Origin of the sequence: Pontibacter anaerobius (assembly GCF_026241195.1) — a bacterium.
In the GTDB taxonomy this organism is placed as follows: domain Bacteria; phylum Bacteroidota; class Bacteroidia; order Cytophagales; family Hymenobacteraceae; genus Pontibacter; species Pontibacter anaerobius.
Genome location: NZ_JAPFQO010000008.1, coordinates 133,963 through 151,987 on the forward strand (window position 1 = coordinate 133,963; position 18,025 = coordinate 151,987).

Below are 18,025 nucleotides of genomic sequence, written 5' to 3' on the forward strand. Positions count from 1 at the left end.
ACGACTGTTGCAAATCAGGTATCCTGACGGATAAGAATTCTGAATAGTTCAAAATTGGTGAAGTGTATGTTCATATACGATGGCCATCAAAACACAATTAACTAACAATCATAACCTTACAGATAATTTTGTAAATGTATCCTTATAGGGGCTGATGCTAATTGAAACCTGAGTAAAAGAAATGGTTTAATATGATAATTATACTTAGCAGGAGTTACTTATCTACTTCTAGCCTGTTATTTTCTGTTCGTTAACGCTAGAGTAAGTCTTCAGCAAAGGCACCTAAACTTTTGGTATTAAAACAGGTTTCCTGCAGGTTTTTACAAAAGTTCACAAATAGCAAAAGCACCGGCTGTACCGGTGCTTTCTTTCCTCAAGTACAAGTAGCATGGAAGTATAACTGTTGGGAATTACCTACTCGCGATACAGGTAAGTATAGAACTTCTCCTGGTACTCTTGCCTGCTCAACATATCATCGTTATTAAGATCCCAACGAGAGAAAATTCCGTCTGCCATTTCATCAGGACTAAATATGCTATCCTGATCCTTATCCCAATCATCAAAAAAGTTAAGGCTGCTCAGTCCTTTTCGGAACTCTATATCATCCAGACTTGCATCACTGTTTTCATCCCACTTTGCCCAGGATTGGTTCTGCACATTGAAGTCTGCAATAAACCTGTTCCATTCAGCTTCAGAAATACTGAACTCTTCATCCGTGCTTACCATAAAATGCACAACTGTGCTAAGCCAAAGTTCATCGTACGAATACCCGTAATCCCATGGACTATAACCGAACTCATTAAGTCCTTCAGTGAACTTTGAATAAAACAACGCATTGTGGAAAGCATTAGCAAATGCTGCATTATTTATGTCCGATGCATGCAAGACAAAAGTGACTGATTCTTTTGTCACATTCAGTTCTTTGTCTTTTGCTTCAACTGTGAGTGTGTAATCGCCGGTAGCTGCGTTTTTGGGTATCTGATGCAGTTCAATTAGTTCGTACTGAAAACTAGTAACCGAAACGTCTGATAGCACCCGACTGGCACCACCTGGCTCAGTCAATACAACCCGCACATTATCAAGTCGCCAGTTGTCGGTTATTTCAGCAAATATTACAAGCATATCTATCACCACAACAGAATCATCGGCTGTCGGTTCATTCATGGTTACTTCTGGTGCAACAGTATCAAGTATAACGGGAGTAGGGTCATCATCATCACCATCACCGTCGCATGATACAAAGGTGACGGAGAGGAGAAAGAGGGAAGCCAAATAAATTATTTTCATAGTCATATAATAATAAAACCGAGGGAGCGCATAACGCTCAGACAGCCTTTGGCATGGGGTGGCGACAACGCCGAAAAGTGGTGGAAAGTATTCTGATGCGGGATGCAAAGCCTCGTAGTACAGATAGTTGAAGCCCTCAAATCAGGTATCCTGTACGGATAGGAATTCCGAGATGGTTTCGAAATTTAATAGAAGTATAGTTCCCGCTGATTCTGTGCCATCTATCAAGAAGAACAAAACCAAATCTAGACAGGAACAAATAGCACTTAGATTATAATAACTTATACGATAATTGCATTATCATAAAGTGCTATAGATCAACTTGTAACCAAAATATTTAGGAAAGCATCTGAACTACAGGGTATAGGCTTACTTATAATCAGGGTAAGTATGTTGTGCTAACCTATTATGGCGCAATTATCTGCTTGTGCTGTAAGCGTTACAAGTAAAATCCTATGCATCTATAAATCCCACAACCCTGATCCAAACGAATTATCCGGGAACGATTCGGGCTGGTTGTGGCTTATTTCCTCCCGATTGGTAAGTATAGTTTTAGACTTTATACTTATCTGATAAAAAAGAATCAGAGATTATACCTGAAAGAGTGTGCAGTAGACTCAAACGTATAAAATGATCATGCAGAGACTTAAGATGAATTTTAAAAGCTCTCAAAAGGTGATTCAGTCAAGCAGATATGTACCCACCGTGGATGCAGCGGCAACGGCACAGTAGAGTAACAGGAACAACCTGAAGAGCTTCTTTCTGCCAATTGCGTGCTTCAGCCATGGATAAAAGAGAAAGTACAGGAAACCCAGTACAATAAACACAATCACCAACGCCCTTAGCATGAACTTTTAACATTAAATATAGCAGCAGCGACAAGTCCCTTGAAAGTTACCTAAACTGCTTACATTCTCCTCCTGAATTGAATAGTGTTGGATGAACCTGGAAAGCGAAAAGCCTTCAACCAAGTTACCCGACATCCTGGCAAGTAAGTTATAGTATCCCTAAAATCCTAAGAGAAAGGCACACGGGTTGGAGAATCCTGTTTTAAGGATAACTTTGCATTCTTTTCAAGGTTACTGTAGCATGTTAGATATCCTTCTTCTTATAGCTGGTTTTGTTGCCCTCATTTTCGGTGCCGATAAGCTGGTGGACGGCGCCTCCAGCCTTGCCTCCAGGTTTGGTGTACCAAACATTGTTATCGGTCTTACTATCGTGGCTTTTGGCACATCGGCCCCGGAACTGGTAGTTAACCTGTTTGCCTCTCTTAGCGGCAGCACAGAAATGGTGCTGGGAAATGTACTGGGAAGCAATATCTTTAATGTACTCGGGATATTGGGCATATCGGCACTCATCTATCCGCTCTCCGTCAAGTCAAACACCACATGGCTTGAGATTCCCCTGAGCCTGCTGGCGGCCGTTGTTGTACTTGTTGTTGCCAATGATACATTCCTGGACAAGTCAGCCTTCAACATTATCTCCAGAACAGACGGCATAGTGTTGCTGCTCTTCTTTTCCATTTTCCTGGTTTATAACATTACATTGGCGGTTGGCGGCACAAGCGAAGAAGAGACACCCACCAATCAATACACCTTGCTAAAGGCAGGACTATACTTGTTCCTCGGCCTGGCAGGCCTGATCATTGGCGGAAGGCTCATCGTCACGAGCGCTGTGAATATTGCACAGCTTCTCGGTTTGTCGGAGCGCGTTATCGGGCTAACGGTGGTATCCATTGGCACCTCACTTCCAGAGCTTGCCACGTCAGTGGTGGCAGTCCGAAAACGGAACGTTGACATTGCTATTGGAAATGTGGTTGGGTCCAACCTCTTCAATATCTTCTTTATACTTGGTATCTCAACAGTAGCTAATCCCCTCACAGTTAACCCCGGTTCGCTTTTAGACATTTTGGTAAACATTATGGCTGGCCTTTTACTTTTCATCTTCATCTTCACAGGCAAAGGAAGACAACTGGCCCGGTGGGAAGGCGCTGTATTCCTGGGGTTGTACGTAGTTTATCTGGCTATACTTATAACACAGTAGTTGAGCAAATCGATAGCCATTAATCGGTTCTTTTAAAGAGTTACAATACAGTACCTGGAAGTTATCTCGCTCACATTAGTAAGACTCAATCCTGGTTACTAAAAGTTCGCGTGAAATAGTTTTCGTAAGTAACTTTCCTGTCCATGTATACCCAATTACAGTGCAGCAGTTTAACAGGATAATTTCGCTCTTCATGGCAAATGACTCAGGGAAGAAAAACAATTTCCCTGGATGAAGAAAATTGCACCCTTTTTAGCTGATTAAAGTATAAACCCTTATCACCGGAAGTACCTATGCCCAGTTAAAAGCGGCATACTAAGCCGTTTGTAAAGCTTACCCGTTTTATTCAGAATATCTTAGAAAGCCAGCTTTTCGGTACAACTTTCTGCCTGCTACTGCTCATAAAACTGTTGTAAATGGCATGTCGTGTTGTTACCGCTCCCGCTATAGCACAGGGGTTCCGGCCACCCTTTATACTTTAACGCATGAGCAACTTTAGAAATAAGACATACTATACGCCTGCGGAAACAGAATCAGTAGAAGACTTTCTTCTCAAGGCTATTTTTAACTCCCCGATAAAATAAGTGACACTGAATATCCTTGCATGGGTGCCAAAGCTGCCCTTAAACTCAAAGCAATTTCGGCGATAGTAAATTTTTTAAGACTAAGTTAATCTGATAATGGTGTTAGCCTGTTCAGTAGAGCAGGTTAACACCATTAGTTTTAAACCCATTCAGCATGAAATAACCCCGGCGGAGAGGTAGTATAGATAAAACAACATATACATTTGCAAAGGAGCAGGCAAAATCACGTTATTTACCAGACAATAAACTCCTGTTCCGTTTCAAAATGAATATCACCGGATCAGATTTATGTGCAGATCACTCAATTGTTACCTTTTAAAATGAAACATAACTAATGGCTACTGGACTTCTCGCTCTTCTGGATGATATTTCAGCGCTGGTGAAAGTGAGCGCTGCAAGCTTGGACGATGTGCCGACCCAAGTGGCGAAAACGACAAGTAAGGTATCCGGTATTGTAATTGATGATACCGCCGTTACGCCCAAGTATGTAGTGGGCCTGGATCCGTCCCGCGAACTTTCGATTATTTACCAGATCGCTAAAAAGTCATTAATAAACAAATTAATCCTGCTTAGCCCGGCAGCGCTGATCCTCGGATTCTTTGCGCCTTGGGCCATTCCCCCAATCCTGATGCTGGGTGGGGCATACCTTTGCTTTGAAGGTTATGAGAAGGTGCACTCCATGTTTAGCAAATCACATGCAGACGCCGGCGACGATTCAGGGGATAATCTGGAGGTAATCACACCCCAGGAACTGGAAAAGGAAAGAATAAAAGGGGCAATCCGCACCGACTTAATCCTTTCTGCCGAAATTGTGGCTATCACGTATGCCACTGTGGCCGAAAAGCCGCTACTAACCCAGATTGCCGTAATGCTGGCCGTGGCAGTTTTCATCACCATTGCCGTTTACGGTTTTGTTGGCTTAATCGTGAAGGCAGACGATATTGGGGTGCACATGGCAAAAGACGAGCATCACCCGCAGGTAAGGAAAATCGGACATGGTATTGTAAAGTTTATGCCGGTATTTCTAAAAATCCTGAGCTATGTCGGAACTGCGGCCATGCTTTGGGTGGGTGCAGAGATCATTGCGCATGGTATACCTTTCACGAGTCATGCTTTGGATAACCTGGAACATTCGCTGGCTGATGTGCCTGCCCTTGCCTGGCTTGCAAAGGTAGTCGTGAGCGCCATAGGAGGTTTGATCTTAGGTGCATTGATTGAAAAGATCGTGTTACTGTTTCGCAAGGTTTTTGCAAACAAAAAATAAAGAAGCGTTTAAAGTAAAAGGAGGTCAGGCTTCCCTACTTGGAAACTGAAAAGCCGCTGCAGCTAAACTGCAGCGGCTTTTTTATAAAGTCGATTACTCTCTCGAAACTGGAGCCCCCTACTGCCCAACTATCCTTGACGAGGACTTCTTTGTTGTCTTTCTAAGATTAGTTACTGAAGTTATACTTACACGAGATCCTACACAAAAGGCTGCAGCCATATTGGGTTACAAACGGGCATTTAAAGGTTTGCCTCCTTCACTTTTAGCTTCACTTGCCTGTAACGGGTACAGGAACTCCCTCAAATCCTTTAAATACCTAAGGCTACCGTTGGGCACATTACTTAACACAATAATGGCGCTGTGGTCTTTGGGGTTTCGGAGCAGGTAGGAAGTATAGCCGTGCCACAATCCGGCATGATACACTACGGTATCGCCGCTTGCAACTGGGCGGATGCGCCAGCCAAAACCATAGTCTTCTTCTATTCTCTTTTTCTGCCGCGAACCGGTAAACGCCTCCTCCAACGTTTCTCTTTTTACCAGTTTTTCGGTGTACAGGGCCTGGTCCCACTTATAAAGATCTTCCACGGTCGAATACATTCCTTTATCACCCAAAACTGTGTCCAGGTAATCAGGCGATCTTTTTCGTCTGCCACCGGTGTGGCCTGTGGCTATACTTCCTGTCTGCGTAATCACATCCTTACTAAACATAAAGGTGTGTTTCATCTCCAGCGGCTCAAAAATGTGCTTGTACATGAACAAGGCAAAGGGCATTCCGGAAGCTTTTTCAGCAATAGAAGCCAGTAACATGTAGCCCGTGTTGCTGTAGTCGAAGTGTGTGTCTGGTTGGTAGTAAACAGCAGGCCTATGCGCTGCCATCAGGTTCAGTACATCGTCGTTGGTGATGGGTTTGTTACGGTCCGACCAAAGCTCATCACTAAAATAAGTATAATTTGATAAACCTGACCGGTGTGTGAGTAACTGGCGAATCGTGATGCCCTCGTAAGGAAAATCCGGAATATACTGCTGCACGCTGTCTTCATAACGAAGCTTGCCCTGCTCTTTAAGCATCATAATCGCCATGGCCGTAAATTGTTTAGATACGGAGGCCAGTTGAAAAGCTGTTTCGGTGCTCAAGGTATCTTTGCTGCGAAAATCGGTATACCCAAAAGCACCTTTGTAGACTACCTGATCATACTTGGTAACCAACACAGTACCGTTAAATCCCTTTCGTTTATGTAAAAACGTGAAAATAGAGTCTAAGTGGCTCCCTAATTGTCGGGCACTGTCCGGGGTAAAGTATGGAGGTACAGACACCCGCTGCCGGCTGTCCTCTTTCTCAGGCAAAACTTTTTTAACTGGCTTATCTTGTTTTGTTTCCTGACAACTAAGCAGGGACAAACTTATTAAAGATGCAACGATGCAAGCAGACAATGGGAATTGTATTCTAGAAAAAGCCATACTACAAACTACCAACTCAAAAAACCAATTGCAAAATTACCTGATCATCCTTAGGATAAAAATGCGCATTATAAAAGACGCCGCTTCAGGTAAAACAGCACTTGCCACCCCTAAAATGTATAAAAGTGGCTGATGTGTCTCTTTAACGGTTATAGCGCACAGGTATTACATCCAGCAAAGTCAACTATCAAAAAGACTAAGACTTATACGTCTTTGCCTAAAACTTAAGAAGCTGAATGTCAATAACTTTAATAACAACGGGTTATTATCCAGCAAAGACATAACATAACGAATTAATAATCAATCTTATACATATCGCGTACAAATAAATATTAAATAGAATCTCAAACACTTAAACCATTAGCTATGAAAAACTTTATTTTACCCCTACTCTTTATTTTGTTGGTAGTTGCTTCAGGCTGCCAGCGCGAAGCAACCGTTCAGGAGGTGATGGATACAGAGGAGCAGCGCAAGGAAGTTTACGCCACAATAATGGATAACCCAGAAATGCGACAGGAAATGATGCAGACCATGCGCGAACATCCTGAGGGAGGCATGATGATGGGTGGTGGTATGATGCGTAGAGGCAACATGATGGGAGACACCACGATGATGATGAGCGACACCACCATGATGGGCGGTATGGGCCACATGAACCAGGCACAAATGCGTAATATGATGCAGCAGATGATGGACGCCTGCGCTCAGGACTCGGCCAATTGCGACATGATGTCGCAGATGATGATGGGCAACCGCCAGATGATGCAGCACATGATGCGGCAGATGCAGCAGCAAAACATGATGAACAAGGAGTGCTATCAGCAGATGATGCAGAACATGAGTAGCATGAAGAAGTAACTGAAAATCCTCGGAACCTGTAAACCTGTATATAGTTTGCAAGCACTTCACGCAGTTAATAGCCTTTTCTATCGGGGAAATGTCGCACCAGCTGAGATGCTTTTATGACATTTTTAAACCTTAACTGGAGCTACGGACTGAGGAATGGTGGGGGCCTGGTTCCTGAGCGATAACATCGTTACCAAAGCGGAATATTTACATCAGCAGCATGAAGGCGCAGGTTGGGCCGGAACAAAGTATGCCGGGGCCAAGTTTAAAGTTGTTGTATTGGAAGCCGCTATCAGCATCTGATATGATAAGCAAAAGCCAGGGGAACTGCAGTTCCCCTGGCTTTTGCTTATCACTCTCTGTATTTTACGTCGAACCTACTTAACCTGGACAGGTACTGTCACGCCCTTTTTCTCCCACGATATTTTGATGGCACCTTCATTGCCTGACTGTTCCATGACTTCATACTTTAGTCTTTCCTGGTGCTGCTGCAGTTCCTCTGGTTTAACCTGAACCCGCAACACATCCTCTTTCTCGTTATACTTATCGGCCAGGTGCTGCTCCCAGTTTTTGTTGATGATCACTGTCCACTCATTTTCTCCCGGAATTGTAAACAGGGCATACTTACCGGCAGGTACTTCTTTGCCACCAACAACCAGCGCTTTATCCGTTTCAAAAGAGGTGGCCATGTGCGCACCTGTAACCCACACCTGATTGTAAGGCACTAGCCCACCCCAGACAATTCGCCCTTTCACGCCTGGTGCATGGTACTTTATCTTTAGCTTGGCATCTCCTATACTTCCTGTCGCTTCGGAAGGTATGCTGCCTTTAATCGTGTCTTGCTGTGCAACTTCGACTTCAGGTGTTTCTTCCACTTCAGCAGCAACGGTTTCCTGCGGCTGCTCTTCCTGAGTTGTGCTGGTGCAGCTAGAAAAATATGCTAAACAGGCTGCCATACCAGCGCATAAGATAAATGATTTTTTCATCTTGTTTATGTAATGTTCTTTTGGTGAGTTGTGGGAATACTTAAGCTCTCTGCATTCGTTTTTTACCTTTCCTTACCGACGGTGACGACATATAGTAGAGAACGAAGCCGGAAAGTATGGTAAGCAAGCCAAAGATAGAGAATGCTTTAAGCAGCACATTACCAAAGTTATCTCTGCCGGCATAGTCCATGGTGTGTAGCATCCAAAGGAAATCGAATACGCGCCATTGGTCGTGGCGGATAGCCTGGAAGGTACCTAACTCTGCCGAAACGTACACAGTACATTTGTCCGGCTGGCTAAACGAAACAGCCCATGCCGGCAGCGGCTTTTCGCGGTACTCATGGTGCGAGCCTACTTCTGTCAGGTACTCCACCTTCTCTACTTTTACAGGGTCTGCCATTTGGCGTTTGGCAACCACTACCGCCTCATCCTCAGAAAGCGGTGAGACAAACTCGCCGGTGCCGGCATTTGCCAGTTGCACTTTTACGTTGGAAGTATGGCTTGGCATATGCCCTCCAGCTTCATGCTCAGAGTGGTCCATGGCACCAGAAAAATAGCGCACCTGGTAAGTAGGCTCGCCGGCAATTTCGATTAGCTGCACCGACAGCACAGAATCTACCGCGCTGTTAGCCTCTAACTTCTCCAGTACCACCTGCGGCGACACCATTTGCATAGTAGACGAAAAATATTGCTTTTCGCTTCTGAGATGGTCTCCGTGTACTTCGTCTATATCATTCCAACTAAAGTATAGTCCGCCAAGAGTCCAGAAAAGGAATTGTACGCCAAGTATAAGCCCCAGGTAACGGTGAGACTTACGGATATAATACTGATTACTTTTTAGCTTCATGTGGCTAATATAAGACTAAATCCACAATTGGCTCAAAAATATTAAGTGCTAATCCCCGAGCATTACTAACCTACTATCGCGCAGGGCAACATCAGAACCTCACCGTCAAACCTCCACCTGCCCCAAAGCGGTTGTCGTAGCTGCCCATCAACGAAAAGGTTTTGGACACCAGGTATTCCAGTCCCACGTTCCAAGTTGTCTCGCTTCTGTAGTTGTCAACTTTGCCCGTGCCTTCCTCCGGCTCAAAATCGTTTACCCAACCAAAGTCTGCCTGGTACTCATACTCGCCAAACAAAAAGGTGCGCGGGAAAATAAGCACTTCCCGCCCAAGGCTGATCTGAGGGCGCAACTTGTTATCCATGCGCAGGTCCAGGTTGAACATATAGGGCGTGAGGTATCTGATTCCAGCAATGGCAGTCGTTTCGATCTCATCCATACTGTCCTCTTCCTCATTCTCCACGTTCACCCCGACGAAAACATTCAGGTAGTCATACAGGAACCTGCCGTAGGTAAACTCTGCCTCTAGGTTCTTGTTCCAGCCATACTCTGCCGACAAGGTAAACTGGTTGCGCAGGTTCGACAGCAACATCCTCGTCTCACCCATATGCGAAGCGGCATCCGCGGCTCCCCAGAAGAAGAAATGGTTGCTTTTGTTTGTAAGGATCCGGAGCGGGTACATTTTCAAACGTGGGTCACGGGGCGTATCGTAACTGAAAACACGGGCCATACCGGCATCCAGGTGGTATAAAATGTGGCAATGGAAAAACCAGTCGCCGTACTCGTTGGCATCAAACTCGATCACCACTTTCTGCATCGGGGCCACATTTACCGTGTGCTTCAGCGGCGAGTATTCTCCGTGCTCGTTTATCACCCGGAAAAAGTGTCCGTGCAGGTGCATGGGGTGGTGCATCATGGTCAGGTTGTTGAGCGTAATTCGGGCCACCTCCCCTTGTCTGATCTTGATCTTATCTGCTTCTTTAAGCGGAACACCATTCATGCTCCAGATGTAGCGCACCATGTTCCCAGTAAGGTTCAGGAGAATTTCCTGAACAGGTTTATCTTCTGCAAAGTCAGTTGGCTCGGGGGCTTTCAGGTAGTCATAGTTATACTCTGCAAACATATCCATACCGGGCATTCCCTCATGCTGCATCCCAATCCCTTTTCTGGCCTCTTTCTGGTTCATCTGCGTTTTACCGTGCATGCTGTGTTCCATTTTAGCATGATCCATATCCATTGCAACGGTAGTGTCTTTTTGTGTTTTATGGTGCTCTGTTTTGGCGTGATCCATCTTAGAGTGGTCCATTTTAGAATGATCCATCATTTTAGCACCCGCCGTATCCTGCTTCATCTCCATCTCATGCTGATGCATTGGTTTCTGTGGCTCTTCAGGTTTGGGCTTTCTTTTCATACTATTTCCGTGGTCCATGTGCATGTCCTCTTCCATGTCCATTCCCCACTCCTTCATCATCTCATAAGGCTCTTCTTCGCTGGGGTTGAACTTGGTAGCCGGTGCACCCATCTTCATATCCATAGCGGCCATCTGCTGCATCATGGCGATCTTGTCAGGTCGGGGCACGTCGGGGGCAGGTATAACAGCTCCCTGGCCAAGCAAGGTAGAAGTATGGCCGGAGCCGTCCTGCACGGTGGCTTTCATCTCCAGCTTCCCGTTCTGCGGAATGGTCACTATAAAATCATACGTCTCGGCTACCGCGATAAAGGTTTTGCCTCGCTTTACAGGTACAACATCCGGACCATCGGCGGCTACCAGCAAGGGCGTGTCACCGCCAAAGGTTAGCCAGAACTGGCTGGAAGCCGCCGAGTTGATGACACGCAGCCTGACCTTTTGCCCCGGTTTATACTCCGGGTACTCCCGCACAGGCTGCCCATTACTCAGAAAAGCCGGGTAGTAAATATCGGCGATGTCGGCACCTTCCATGCGCTGCTTCCAGAAGTTGAGCTGTGCACTCAAGGCTCCCCTGGCTATCACCCTGTTCAGCGGTACAGAAGTACCCTTTTGGATGTCGTAAATCTCCAGCCCCCGTTTCAGGGTCTTCAGCACGTTTGTAGGTTTTTCGTAGGTCCAGTCAGACAGCACGACCACCAGGTCTGAGTCATAGTCGAGCTTCTGCTCCCGGTCCTCGATCACAATAGATCCGTACACCCCCATCTGCTCCTGCAAACCAGTGTGAGAGTGGTACCAGTAGGTGCCGGTGTGTTTTAGCTCAAACTCATACGTAAAGGTAGTACCCGGCTCCACGGGTGGCGTGGTCAGGTAAGGAACGCCGTCAAAAAAGTTAGGCAGCAAGATGCCGTGCCAATGAATAGAGGTCTCTTTATCCATTTTATTCGTCACATTGATCACCGCATAATCACCTAACTTAAACCGCAGGGTCGGACCCGGAATGGTACCGTTAATGGTCATGCCCATACTTTTCTTCCCGGCTATCTTCACCTGCTCCTTATCTATGGTCAGGTTGTAAACAACGGTATCGGGTTGTGCTGCAGCAACTTTGGGGGAGTATGAAAAAAGTGCGGAAAGAAATAGTATTAGTATGTAAGCGTATGGACTTTTCACAGTGTTTATCTCCTATGATGTAATTGTATCAATCTCTTATAATGTAAGCATTTAGGCAACCTCATGAAGCGGCAGGATCAGCTTGTACTGTTATACTTGTTACGTTAAGACCATGTTATAATTCAGGGCCGTTTCATTCCATGTTTTGTTGCTCTCGCTGGCGTGGGTTTGTAACCCGTGTCCTACTCATGGGGTCAGTTTGTAATCCTACTGGGCCAGAGGCCCACACCATAGTTAGTCACGAGCGAGGACGTTCGCACCTTTTGCTATAATGAAACGGCCCTATCCTTGAAGAGACTGCAGAGGTGTTAGACTTCAGAGTAAATAGTCATTGTTAATCAAGAAACTTGAGATTCGCACCAGAAGTTTTTGACGTCTGCAGCAAAGCACCCAGGTTGGTTCTCTCAACTCCTACACCCTTCCTCCCGTTTAGCTGACAGAAACAATGTTGAAATTATGAACTACCTATACTTAGTTTTGGGAATACTGCTTTTTGTACTGACGGTGATGGACCTGATCAAGACCACCTTCTCCTCCAACGGTGGCGGTAAAATAACCAATGCGGTCTCCAAGGGTGTCTGGAAGTTGTTCTTCGCTGCTTCAGGAAAGAACGGAAAGTCGGGACTGCTCAGTTATGCAGGGCCAGCCGTGTTGATTTCCGTACTTCTGGTCTGGATCATCGGGCTTTGGAGCGGCCTGTTTCTGATGTTGCTCTCTGATAAAAACTCCATTGTGAACAGCAGCACCCTTGCCGTTACCACTCCATTGGAGAAATTATACTACGCCGGCTTCACGCTCTCTACATTGGGCGTTGGGGATTACAAAGCCACTACCGATGCCTGGCGCATCATTACCAGTCTGGCGGCTTTTTCCGGGCTGGCCTTTATTACCGCGTCTATCACCTACTTTGTGCCTGTGCTCTCCGCGGTAGGCCTGCAAAGCAAGCTCAGCTTATACATCAGTGGCATGGGCAAAACACCACAGCAGCTATTGCTTAACAGCTGGAACGGGAAAGATTTTTCAAACTTTTTTGACAATGTTTCGGACCTGTGCCAGATGCTGATGCAACACACTATGAATCACCACTCCTACCCTGTTATTCACTACTTCCACAACAACCAGGTGAAGCTGGCCATTGCTCCTGCCATCGTGCTGCTCGACGAAGCGTACCACCTGCTTAAACATACTACTGCAAAGGATGAGCTGAAGATGGAAATGTTGCAGACTTCGCTGGATACCTACCTTGAAACAATGCAGGAGAGCTTTCTCAAAAACGCTACAGCCCATTCAAACGCCCCAACGCCAGACCTGGCGCAACTACAAAAGCAGGGGTTGCTCACAGAAAGTACGGAACAGGTAAAGCGGGTTTTTCAGCAGGAGCAGAAAGACCGTCGGCAACTTCTAACGGCACTGCTGGAGAAAGACGGATGGTCGTGGGAACAGGTGTATAGTTCTGGGGGTTAGGTTATACTTGGTAAGATTTTCTGTAGCTAATATCGTTGCTATTGCTTCATTTTGCTGATTCGGATTGCAAATCCGAATCAGCGGTGATGGCCAGCGGTAATTATACACTTCTGTGCTTAACCTGTCAATTTGCATCAAACAGTAATCTGGTTGACGCGGGTTTGCAATGCAGATGCCGCAAGTTTAGCGTCAGCGCAACTTGTGGCTTCACATAGCGCTAGATTTTAACTGGCTTTCGTCATACTTATATGATCGCCAGTTACAAACTGGCAATCATACCCAACCACAAGTTCCCGCTGCGCTTAAACTGGCGGTATTTACTTGAAAAAGTCATTAATTGTTCATTGGCTCAACTATTTCACCCACATCCTTGCTCTAAAACCGTAAAAACAACTATAAAACAATACAAATGAGTCATGTGGCACATGGATGGTGACTGGCATTATTGGGGAATGCATATGTTTTGGTGGATATTCTGGGTTATAGCCGCTTTGTTTTTTTTCGGTTATTTAATTAGCGTAGGCAAAAACCAAAGAACGTTTCAACAAGGAGGCAGGGAAACACCCCTTGACATACTTAAAAGAAGATATGCCTCCGGTGAAATAGACACAGCAGAGTATGAGCTAAGGAAAAGGGAACTGGAAAAAGGCAGTTAAGCCTGCGTGTGCGACTTTTCTTTATCACCGGACTGTATCTGCGCGTGGTTGATGGCTGCTACCAGTACCACACCGCCAAGTATATTCCCGATCAGGGCAGGTAAAGTATAATTTAGCAGCACGTTCCCCCATGTTGTTTCACCCATAGCAGCAATCGTAAAGGTTTCCATGGAGCCGGCGATGACGTGGCTGAAGTGCCCGATGGCTACCACGTAGGTAATAAGTATGATGATCCATACCCGAGCCGTACCGGCATAAGGCAACAGCCAGACCATCAGCGCAATAAGCCAGCCGGCAAACACGCCCCGCAGCAGCACCGTTCCGAAGTCTGGTTGCATCGCCTCATGGCCTAGCTTGGCAAAGGTTTCCAGTACATGCGGGTCAAAGGCCGACGTATGCGCTACAACTAAGGCGACAAATAAAGTACCCAACAGGTTGGCAAACAGCGCCACTCCCCAAAGGCGCATCACGTTCCGGAATTTCTCCAGCGTTTTATGGTGCAGGAGCGGTAAAATGGGTGTGAGTGTATTCTCCGTGAACAGTTGCTGCTTGCCAAGTATAACGATAACAAAGCCGATGGTATAACCAAAGCTCGACACTAACACCGTCCATTCCGCATCTGGCAGGTAAGCCCCCAGCACACCTTCTACGATCAGGGACAAACTCATAGATAAGCCAGCCGCCAAGCCAGACCAGAAAAGGTTTGACGAGGGACGTTCCAGTTCCGATTCCGCCTCTTTGTAGATGGCGTCGTGAATGGCCTTGGCAGAAGGAGAATTGCCGATCTCTTTTACCTGCTCATAGGCAGTATAGTCTTTTTCTTCCGCCATACTTACATGTCCCGGCTCTTGTGCTTCATCTTACCCATGCCTATCAGGGCGCCGATCAGCCCTCCTAATGCTATACCTGTAACGGCTCCCACAAAAAAACTCACGGCAGTACCCGAAGTAGCATACTGCCCCAGGTCGCGTATGGGCCAGGCACCGGAAGAAACCATGTAGCCCACATAGCCAAGTATAACTCCTAAAACGATAGCCCAAATGATGGCCATTTTCATGATGGCAGGATGGTACACCGCCTGCCCCTCCGGGTCATAGTTGGTGTAGCCTACAATTAAGTCTGCGTCTTTTTTATCGGTATGGTTGTTCATTTTTTCTGTAGTGTGTCTGCTTCTGAAAGCGGTTTAGCTGCCTTTGGATTCTTGAACGGCGACAACAGGAAATCCACTTCCCGCTGCGTAGCCTCTGATACGGTGCCTGTGTCGCCGATGATCCAGGCGTAGTTCAGAATGGTTTCCTGCGGCCCTGTCGGGAAAGGCTTCACCATGGTCAGGTATTTATTTACGGCCTGCGGCACGCTGTCCTGCGCCACCAGCAGTATAGGACCATGTTTGCCCATGTGCCCCAGCACAGCCGCCGGAATCATGCCCAGCATGTTATCGGCGTTGCCGATGATGAAGTTGTGGCCTGCCTGCGCAATGCCCCAGCCCAGGGCTCGCTGCTCCCAGTTCCACCACCAGCCATAGTTGCGGCCATAGTCTTTGTAGCCAGCATTCACGGTGTTCGAAGCGTACACGTTTTCGCCAAAGATTCTCCTTACCAAACCGTAGCGCCCCAGCTCCTTGGCAACCTTATTCGATATCACGTCCGGGCCGCCGGTCAGGTAAATGTAAGAACCGTGGTCGCCGGAGCGCCTTTCCAGTATGCGTTTGGTTGCCTCCGGTATAGAGTCTTTGTACACCCAGGCGAAGCCCTTGCCCATGTGCGCGTTCCAGCCCATGGCCCCGATGCCATGCTTCAGCCCATCCGGGTGGTCAAGTACGGAGATGATCACTTCATCGGGGTGGTCAGACTTCAGGGCAGCTTGCCAGCGGTCCAGTACCTCGGCTAACTGCACCGGGTTGTCGGCATAAAAAGACCTAACCTTGTAGCCCAGGATTTCCTTTACCTTGTTCACTTCTGCCTCCGGCACGTTCACGGCGTATACATCTATCCGTTTGTCGTTCAGCACACCGTCCGGTTTCAGTCGCTTCATCTCGCGCAAGGTGGCTTCGGATACATGGCCATCTTTGGTCAGGTACATCATGGGCGCGTTCACGGGCATGTGCGTAATGCGGTGCATAGCCGTAAAGGCAATGATCTCGTCCTGCGGAACAAGTATAATAGCCCCCACCGCGTTGTCTTCGCGGGTAGCCGGGTAAACTGTCTGGGTTAAAAGTATGGCCTGCTCTTCAGGCGATTTGCCAGGCAACCTTACCGTGTAGGCTGTAAAGCTGGCCTCGTTCTGCAAAGGCAGGCTACCGGCACCAGCCGGACCTTCGGTTTTGCCACATGAACTGAACACAGTAAGTATAGCAAGCGTGTATATATAGCGTAATCCAATCATACGTTTCCGGGTTTTAAGTGAGAACGGATCATGAGCCAGTTCAGCGGCCATGCCACCAGAAAACCGGCAAAAGAAGCCAGCCACATTACCCCGAACCAAAGTATGTCGTCTTCCTTCGGCATCATCGGGATGTGGTACATCATCGTCCACCAGGCGGTTGTCATCATGCCTAAACTCACGGCGGCCATACTTAATGCGGTAGTTTTCAAAGCCATCATTGCCAGCTTTTTCTTTGGCATGTCCATCATCATTTCTTTCATCGGGTACTGCACCATCGGCACTACGATCAGCACCGTCAGCACGTACATGGCAATCATCATGATCGGCATACCGGCCCCGAGCCAGAAGAAAGGCCCTTCAATCCACTCCGGGAAGAAGATCGGGAAACCGAACCATACGAACAGGAAGCCGACCGCGATCATGGTAGGCGCTCCGTAGCCAAAGCCCATGGCCGTAGCGGCGGCGCTTTGTATGTTCTGCGGACGAAGCCAATGCCACATGCCCTTTTCATCTTTGTAAGCCGGGCGGCGGTAAGCGTTCAGGTAAAGTATAGGACCAAGTACAGGAAGCACCAGCGAGGTCATGGACCAGGCAATTTTGATAGGCATGTGCACCATGTGCAAGGTATAGGTGCTGTGTATCATCACGAAAATAGCTGAAGCGATACCCAGCACAATGAGCATGATGGCCAAGGCCTCCATATAGCCCATCGCAACCGGACCCATACTTGCATACTCAGCTTTCTCAATGGAGAAATCCAGGCGGCTCTGGGCAGCATAACTCACATCATTGCTCACCAGCCAGAAATGTTTAAAAGGTCCTTCGGAAGGCGATACCATCCAGTCGGTGCGCTGGCTCCAGACGTAGCGGTCCAACGCAGCTGGCAATCCGCCTTCGTCTCCGGCATACAGCAGCGTGGCGTTGTTGCTCACGGCATACGGCAAAGCGGCCAGTCCTTCCAGAGTGTGTTTGGGTGTGGTAACTACATAATGAAAGTAACCGGTGCGGCGGTTACGTACGCGGCCCCAGCCAAACTCGTGCTCCTCATCGCGCAACTCTGCAATTTTTATGGCATGGTCCGTAAGATCTTTGCCCACTATCCGTTCGGCTCCCTCAAAATTATCTTCTATGTCAGAAGGTATAAACTCATCCGGGCCGATGATAAAAGCTTTCAGGTTACGGTACTGCGCTGCGTTCTGCCCGGTCAATTGTCCGTTCTCAGCAAACAGCACCGGGGAGCCATAGTAAAAGGCATAGTAGATAGCGGGCAGGGCCCATTGTAAGGCCTCTTTGCCACCGCCTGGCAGCACCAGCACGTGGCGCGGGTTATCGGCTACTTTTATACTTTGCGTTACAAACTCCTGCCAGTTCTTTTCGGATGGCGCCATGTCGGCCACTTTTGCCTCCTCGTAGGGGATGGCTGTTTTCAGGTATTCGTGCAGGTCAGTGGCATTCTGGGCCACTACACGGGTCACGTTTTTGGTGTGGGCGATCATGCGCCCTTCCATGGCCCCTTTCTCAGCCCAGGGAGCAACTTCCAGGTCCTCCTTCAGCACATTCAGAAGGCCAAACCCAAGTATGAGCACCACCAAAAAAGTCAGGACCGGATATGTCCACTTCATAGTTTATC

At 47.3% G+C, this 18,025-nt stretch carries 14 protein-coding genes; 5 read left to right on the forward strand and 9 right to left on the reverse strand.

Going from position 1 to position 18,025, the window contains the following annotated elements; all coding sequences use genetic code 11:
- Positions 1-414: 414 nt before the first annotated feature.
- Complete coding sequence (locus tag OO017_RS12815) at positions 415-1,287, reverse strand: CREC-EF hand family protein (protein ID WP_266052896.1); 873 nt, start codon at positions 1,285-1,287, stop codon at positions 415-417.
- Between the two features lie 1,089 nt (positions 1,288-2,376).
- Here OO017_RS12815 and OO017_RS12820 point away from each other — a divergent pair.
- Both OO017_RS12820 and OO017_RS12825 read left to right on the forward strand, forming a co-directional pair.
- Entirely contained in the window at positions 2,377-3,330 is a 954-nt protein-coding gene (locus tag OO017_RS12820) for a calcium/sodium antiporter (protein WP_266052897.1), read from the forward strand.
- A gap of 918 nt (positions 3,331-4,248) precedes the next feature.
- Complete coding sequence (locus OO017_RS12825; protein WP_266052898.1) at positions 4,249-5,178, forward strand: DUF808 domain-containing protein; 930 nt, start codon at positions 4,249-4,251, stop codon at positions 5,176-5,178.
- 225 nt (positions 5,179-5,403) lie between these two features.
- Here OO017_RS12825 and OO017_RS12830 read toward each other — a convergent pair whose 3' ends face one another.
- A complete protein-coding gene (locus OO017_RS12830; protein ID WP_266052899.1) occupies positions 5,404-6,522 on the reverse strand; it encodes a serine hydrolase domain-containing protein in 1,119 nt (372 codons plus the stop codon).
- A 480-nt stretch (positions 6,523-7,002) separates the two neighbouring features.
- Here OO017_RS12830 and OO017_RS12835 point away from each other — a divergent pair, with 480 nt between their 5' ends.
- A complete protein-coding gene (locus OO017_RS12835) occupies positions 7,003-7,494 on the forward strand; it encodes a hypothetical protein (protein WP_266052900.1) in 492 nt (163 codons plus the stop codon).
- 365 nt (positions 7,495-7,859) lie between these two features.
- Here OO017_RS12835 and OO017_RS12840 read toward each other — a convergent pair whose 3' ends face one another.
- The 3 genes from OO017_RS12840 to OO017_RS12850 all read right to left on the reverse strand — a co-directional run bounded on the left by OO017_RS12840 (position 7,860) and on the right by OO017_RS12850 (position 11,890).
- Positions 7,860-8,468: a DUF2911 domain-containing protein gene (locus OO017_RS12840; RefSeq protein ID WP_266052901.1), complete on the reverse strand. Its 609-nt coding sequence runs from the start codon at positions 8,466-8,468 to the stop codon at positions 7,860-7,862.
- 40 nt (positions 8,469-8,508) lie between these two features.
- Positions 8,509-9,315: a PepSY domain-containing protein gene (locus OO017_RS12845; RefSeq protein WP_266052902.1), complete on the reverse strand. Its 807-nt coding sequence runs from the start codon at positions 9,313-9,315 to the stop codon at positions 8,509-8,511.
- A gap of 91 nt (positions 9,316-9,406) precedes the next feature.
- Positions 9,407-11,890, reverse strand: coding sequence for a multicopper oxidase domain-containing protein (locus OO017_RS12850; protein ID WP_266052903.1), 2,484 nt, complete (start codon positions 11,888-11,890; stop codon positions 9,407-9,409).
- 477 nt (positions 11,891-12,367) lie between these two features.
- Here OO017_RS12850 and OO017_RS12855 point away from each other — a divergent pair, with 477 nt between their 5' ends.
- Positions 12,368-13,354: a potassium channel family protein gene (locus OO017_RS12855; RefSeq protein ID WP_266052904.1), complete on the forward strand. Its 987-nt coding sequence runs from the start codon at positions 12,368-12,370 to the stop codon at positions 13,352-13,354.
- Positions 13,355-13,770: 416 nt separating this feature from the next.
- Positions 13,771-14,010, forward strand: coding sequence for an SHOCT domain-containing protein (locus OO017_RS12860; protein WP_266052905.1), 240 nt, complete (start codon positions 13,771-13,773; stop codon positions 14,008-14,010).
- On the opposite strand, the gene OO017_RS12865 is transcribed toward OO017_RS12860, so the two are convergent.
- The 4 genes from OO017_RS12865 to OO017_RS12880 are packed head-to-tail and all read right to left on the reverse strand — an operon-like array spanning position 14,007 to position 18,017.
- Complete coding sequence (locus OO017_RS12865) at positions 14,007-14,840, reverse strand: formate/nitrite transporter family protein (RefSeq protein WP_266052906.1); 834 nt, start codon at positions 14,838-14,840, stop codon at positions 14,007-14,009. The two genes, OO017_RS12860 and OO017_RS12865, sit on opposite strands and share 4 nt — an antisense overlap.
- A gap of 2 nt (positions 14,841-14,842) precedes the next feature.
- Positions 14,843-15,160, reverse strand: a complete 318-nt coding sequence (locus OO017_RS12870) for a hypothetical protein (protein WP_266052907.1) — start codon at positions 15,158-15,160, stop codon at positions 14,843-14,845.
- On the reverse strand, positions 15,157-16,395 hold the full coding sequence (locus tag OO017_RS12875) for a hypothetical protein (RefSeq protein WP_266052908.1): 1,239 nt from the start codon (positions 16,393-16,395) through the stop codon (positions 15,157-15,159). The genes OO017_RS12870 and OO017_RS12875 overlap by 4 nt, the downstream gene beginning before the upstream one ends.
- A complete protein-coding gene (locus tag OO017_RS12880) occupies positions 16,392-18,017 on the reverse strand; it encodes a DUF4396 domain-containing protein (protein ID WP_266052909.1) in 1,626 nt (541 codons plus the stop codon). Before OO017_RS12880 ends, OO017_RS12875 begins: the two co-directional genes overlap by 4 nt.
- Between the last annotated feature and the right edge of the window lie 8 nt (positions 18,018-18,025).

What these genes read in the sequence shown, in the direction of transcription:
- OO017_RS12815 (WP_266052896.1), bottom strand. Translation starts at nt 1,287, where the DNA reads ATGAAAATAATTTATTTGGCTTCCCTCTTTCTCCTCTCCGTCACCTTT.
- OO017_RS12820 (WP_266052897.1), top strand. Translation starts at nt 2,377, where the DNA reads ATGTTAGATATCCTTCTTCTTATAGCTGGTTTTGTTGCCCTCATTTTC.
- OO017_RS12825 (WP_266052898.1), top strand. Translation starts at nt 4,249, where the DNA reads ATGGCTACTGGACTTCTCGCTCTTCTGGATGATATTTCAGCGCTGGTG.
- OO017_RS12835 (WP_266052900.1), top strand. Translation starts at nt 7,003, where the DNA reads ATGAAAAACTTTATTTTACCCCTACTCTTTATTTTGTTGGTAGTTGCT.
- OO017_RS12840 (WP_266052901.1), bottom strand. Translation starts at nt 8,468, where the DNA reads ATGAAAAAATCATTTATCTTATGCGCTGGTATGGCAGCCTGTTTAGCA.
- OO017_RS12845 (WP_266052902.1), bottom strand. Translation starts at nt 9,315, where the DNA reads ATGAAGCTAAAAAGTAATCAGTATTATATCCGTAAGTCTCACCGTTAC.
- OO017_RS12860 (WP_266052905.1), top strand. Translation starts at nt 13,771, where the DNA reads ATGTGGCACATGGATGGTGACTGGCATTATTGGGGAATGCATATGTTT.
- OO017_RS12865 (WP_266052906.1), bottom strand. Translation starts at nt 14,840, where the DNA reads ATGGCGGAAGAAAAAGACTATACTGCCTATGAGCAGGTAAAAGAGATC.
- OO017_RS12870 (WP_266052907.1), bottom strand. Translation starts at nt 15,160, where the DNA reads ATGAACAACCATACCGATAAAAAAGACGCAGACTTAATTGTAGGCTAC.
- OO017_RS12875 (WP_266052908.1), bottom strand. Translation starts at nt 16,395, where the DNA reads ATGATTGGATTACGCTATATATACACGCTTGCTATACTTACTGTGTTC.
- OO017_RS12880 (WP_266052909.1), bottom strand. Translation starts at nt 18,017, where the DNA reads ATGAAGTGGACATATCCGGTCCTGACTTTTTTGGTGGTGCTCATACTT.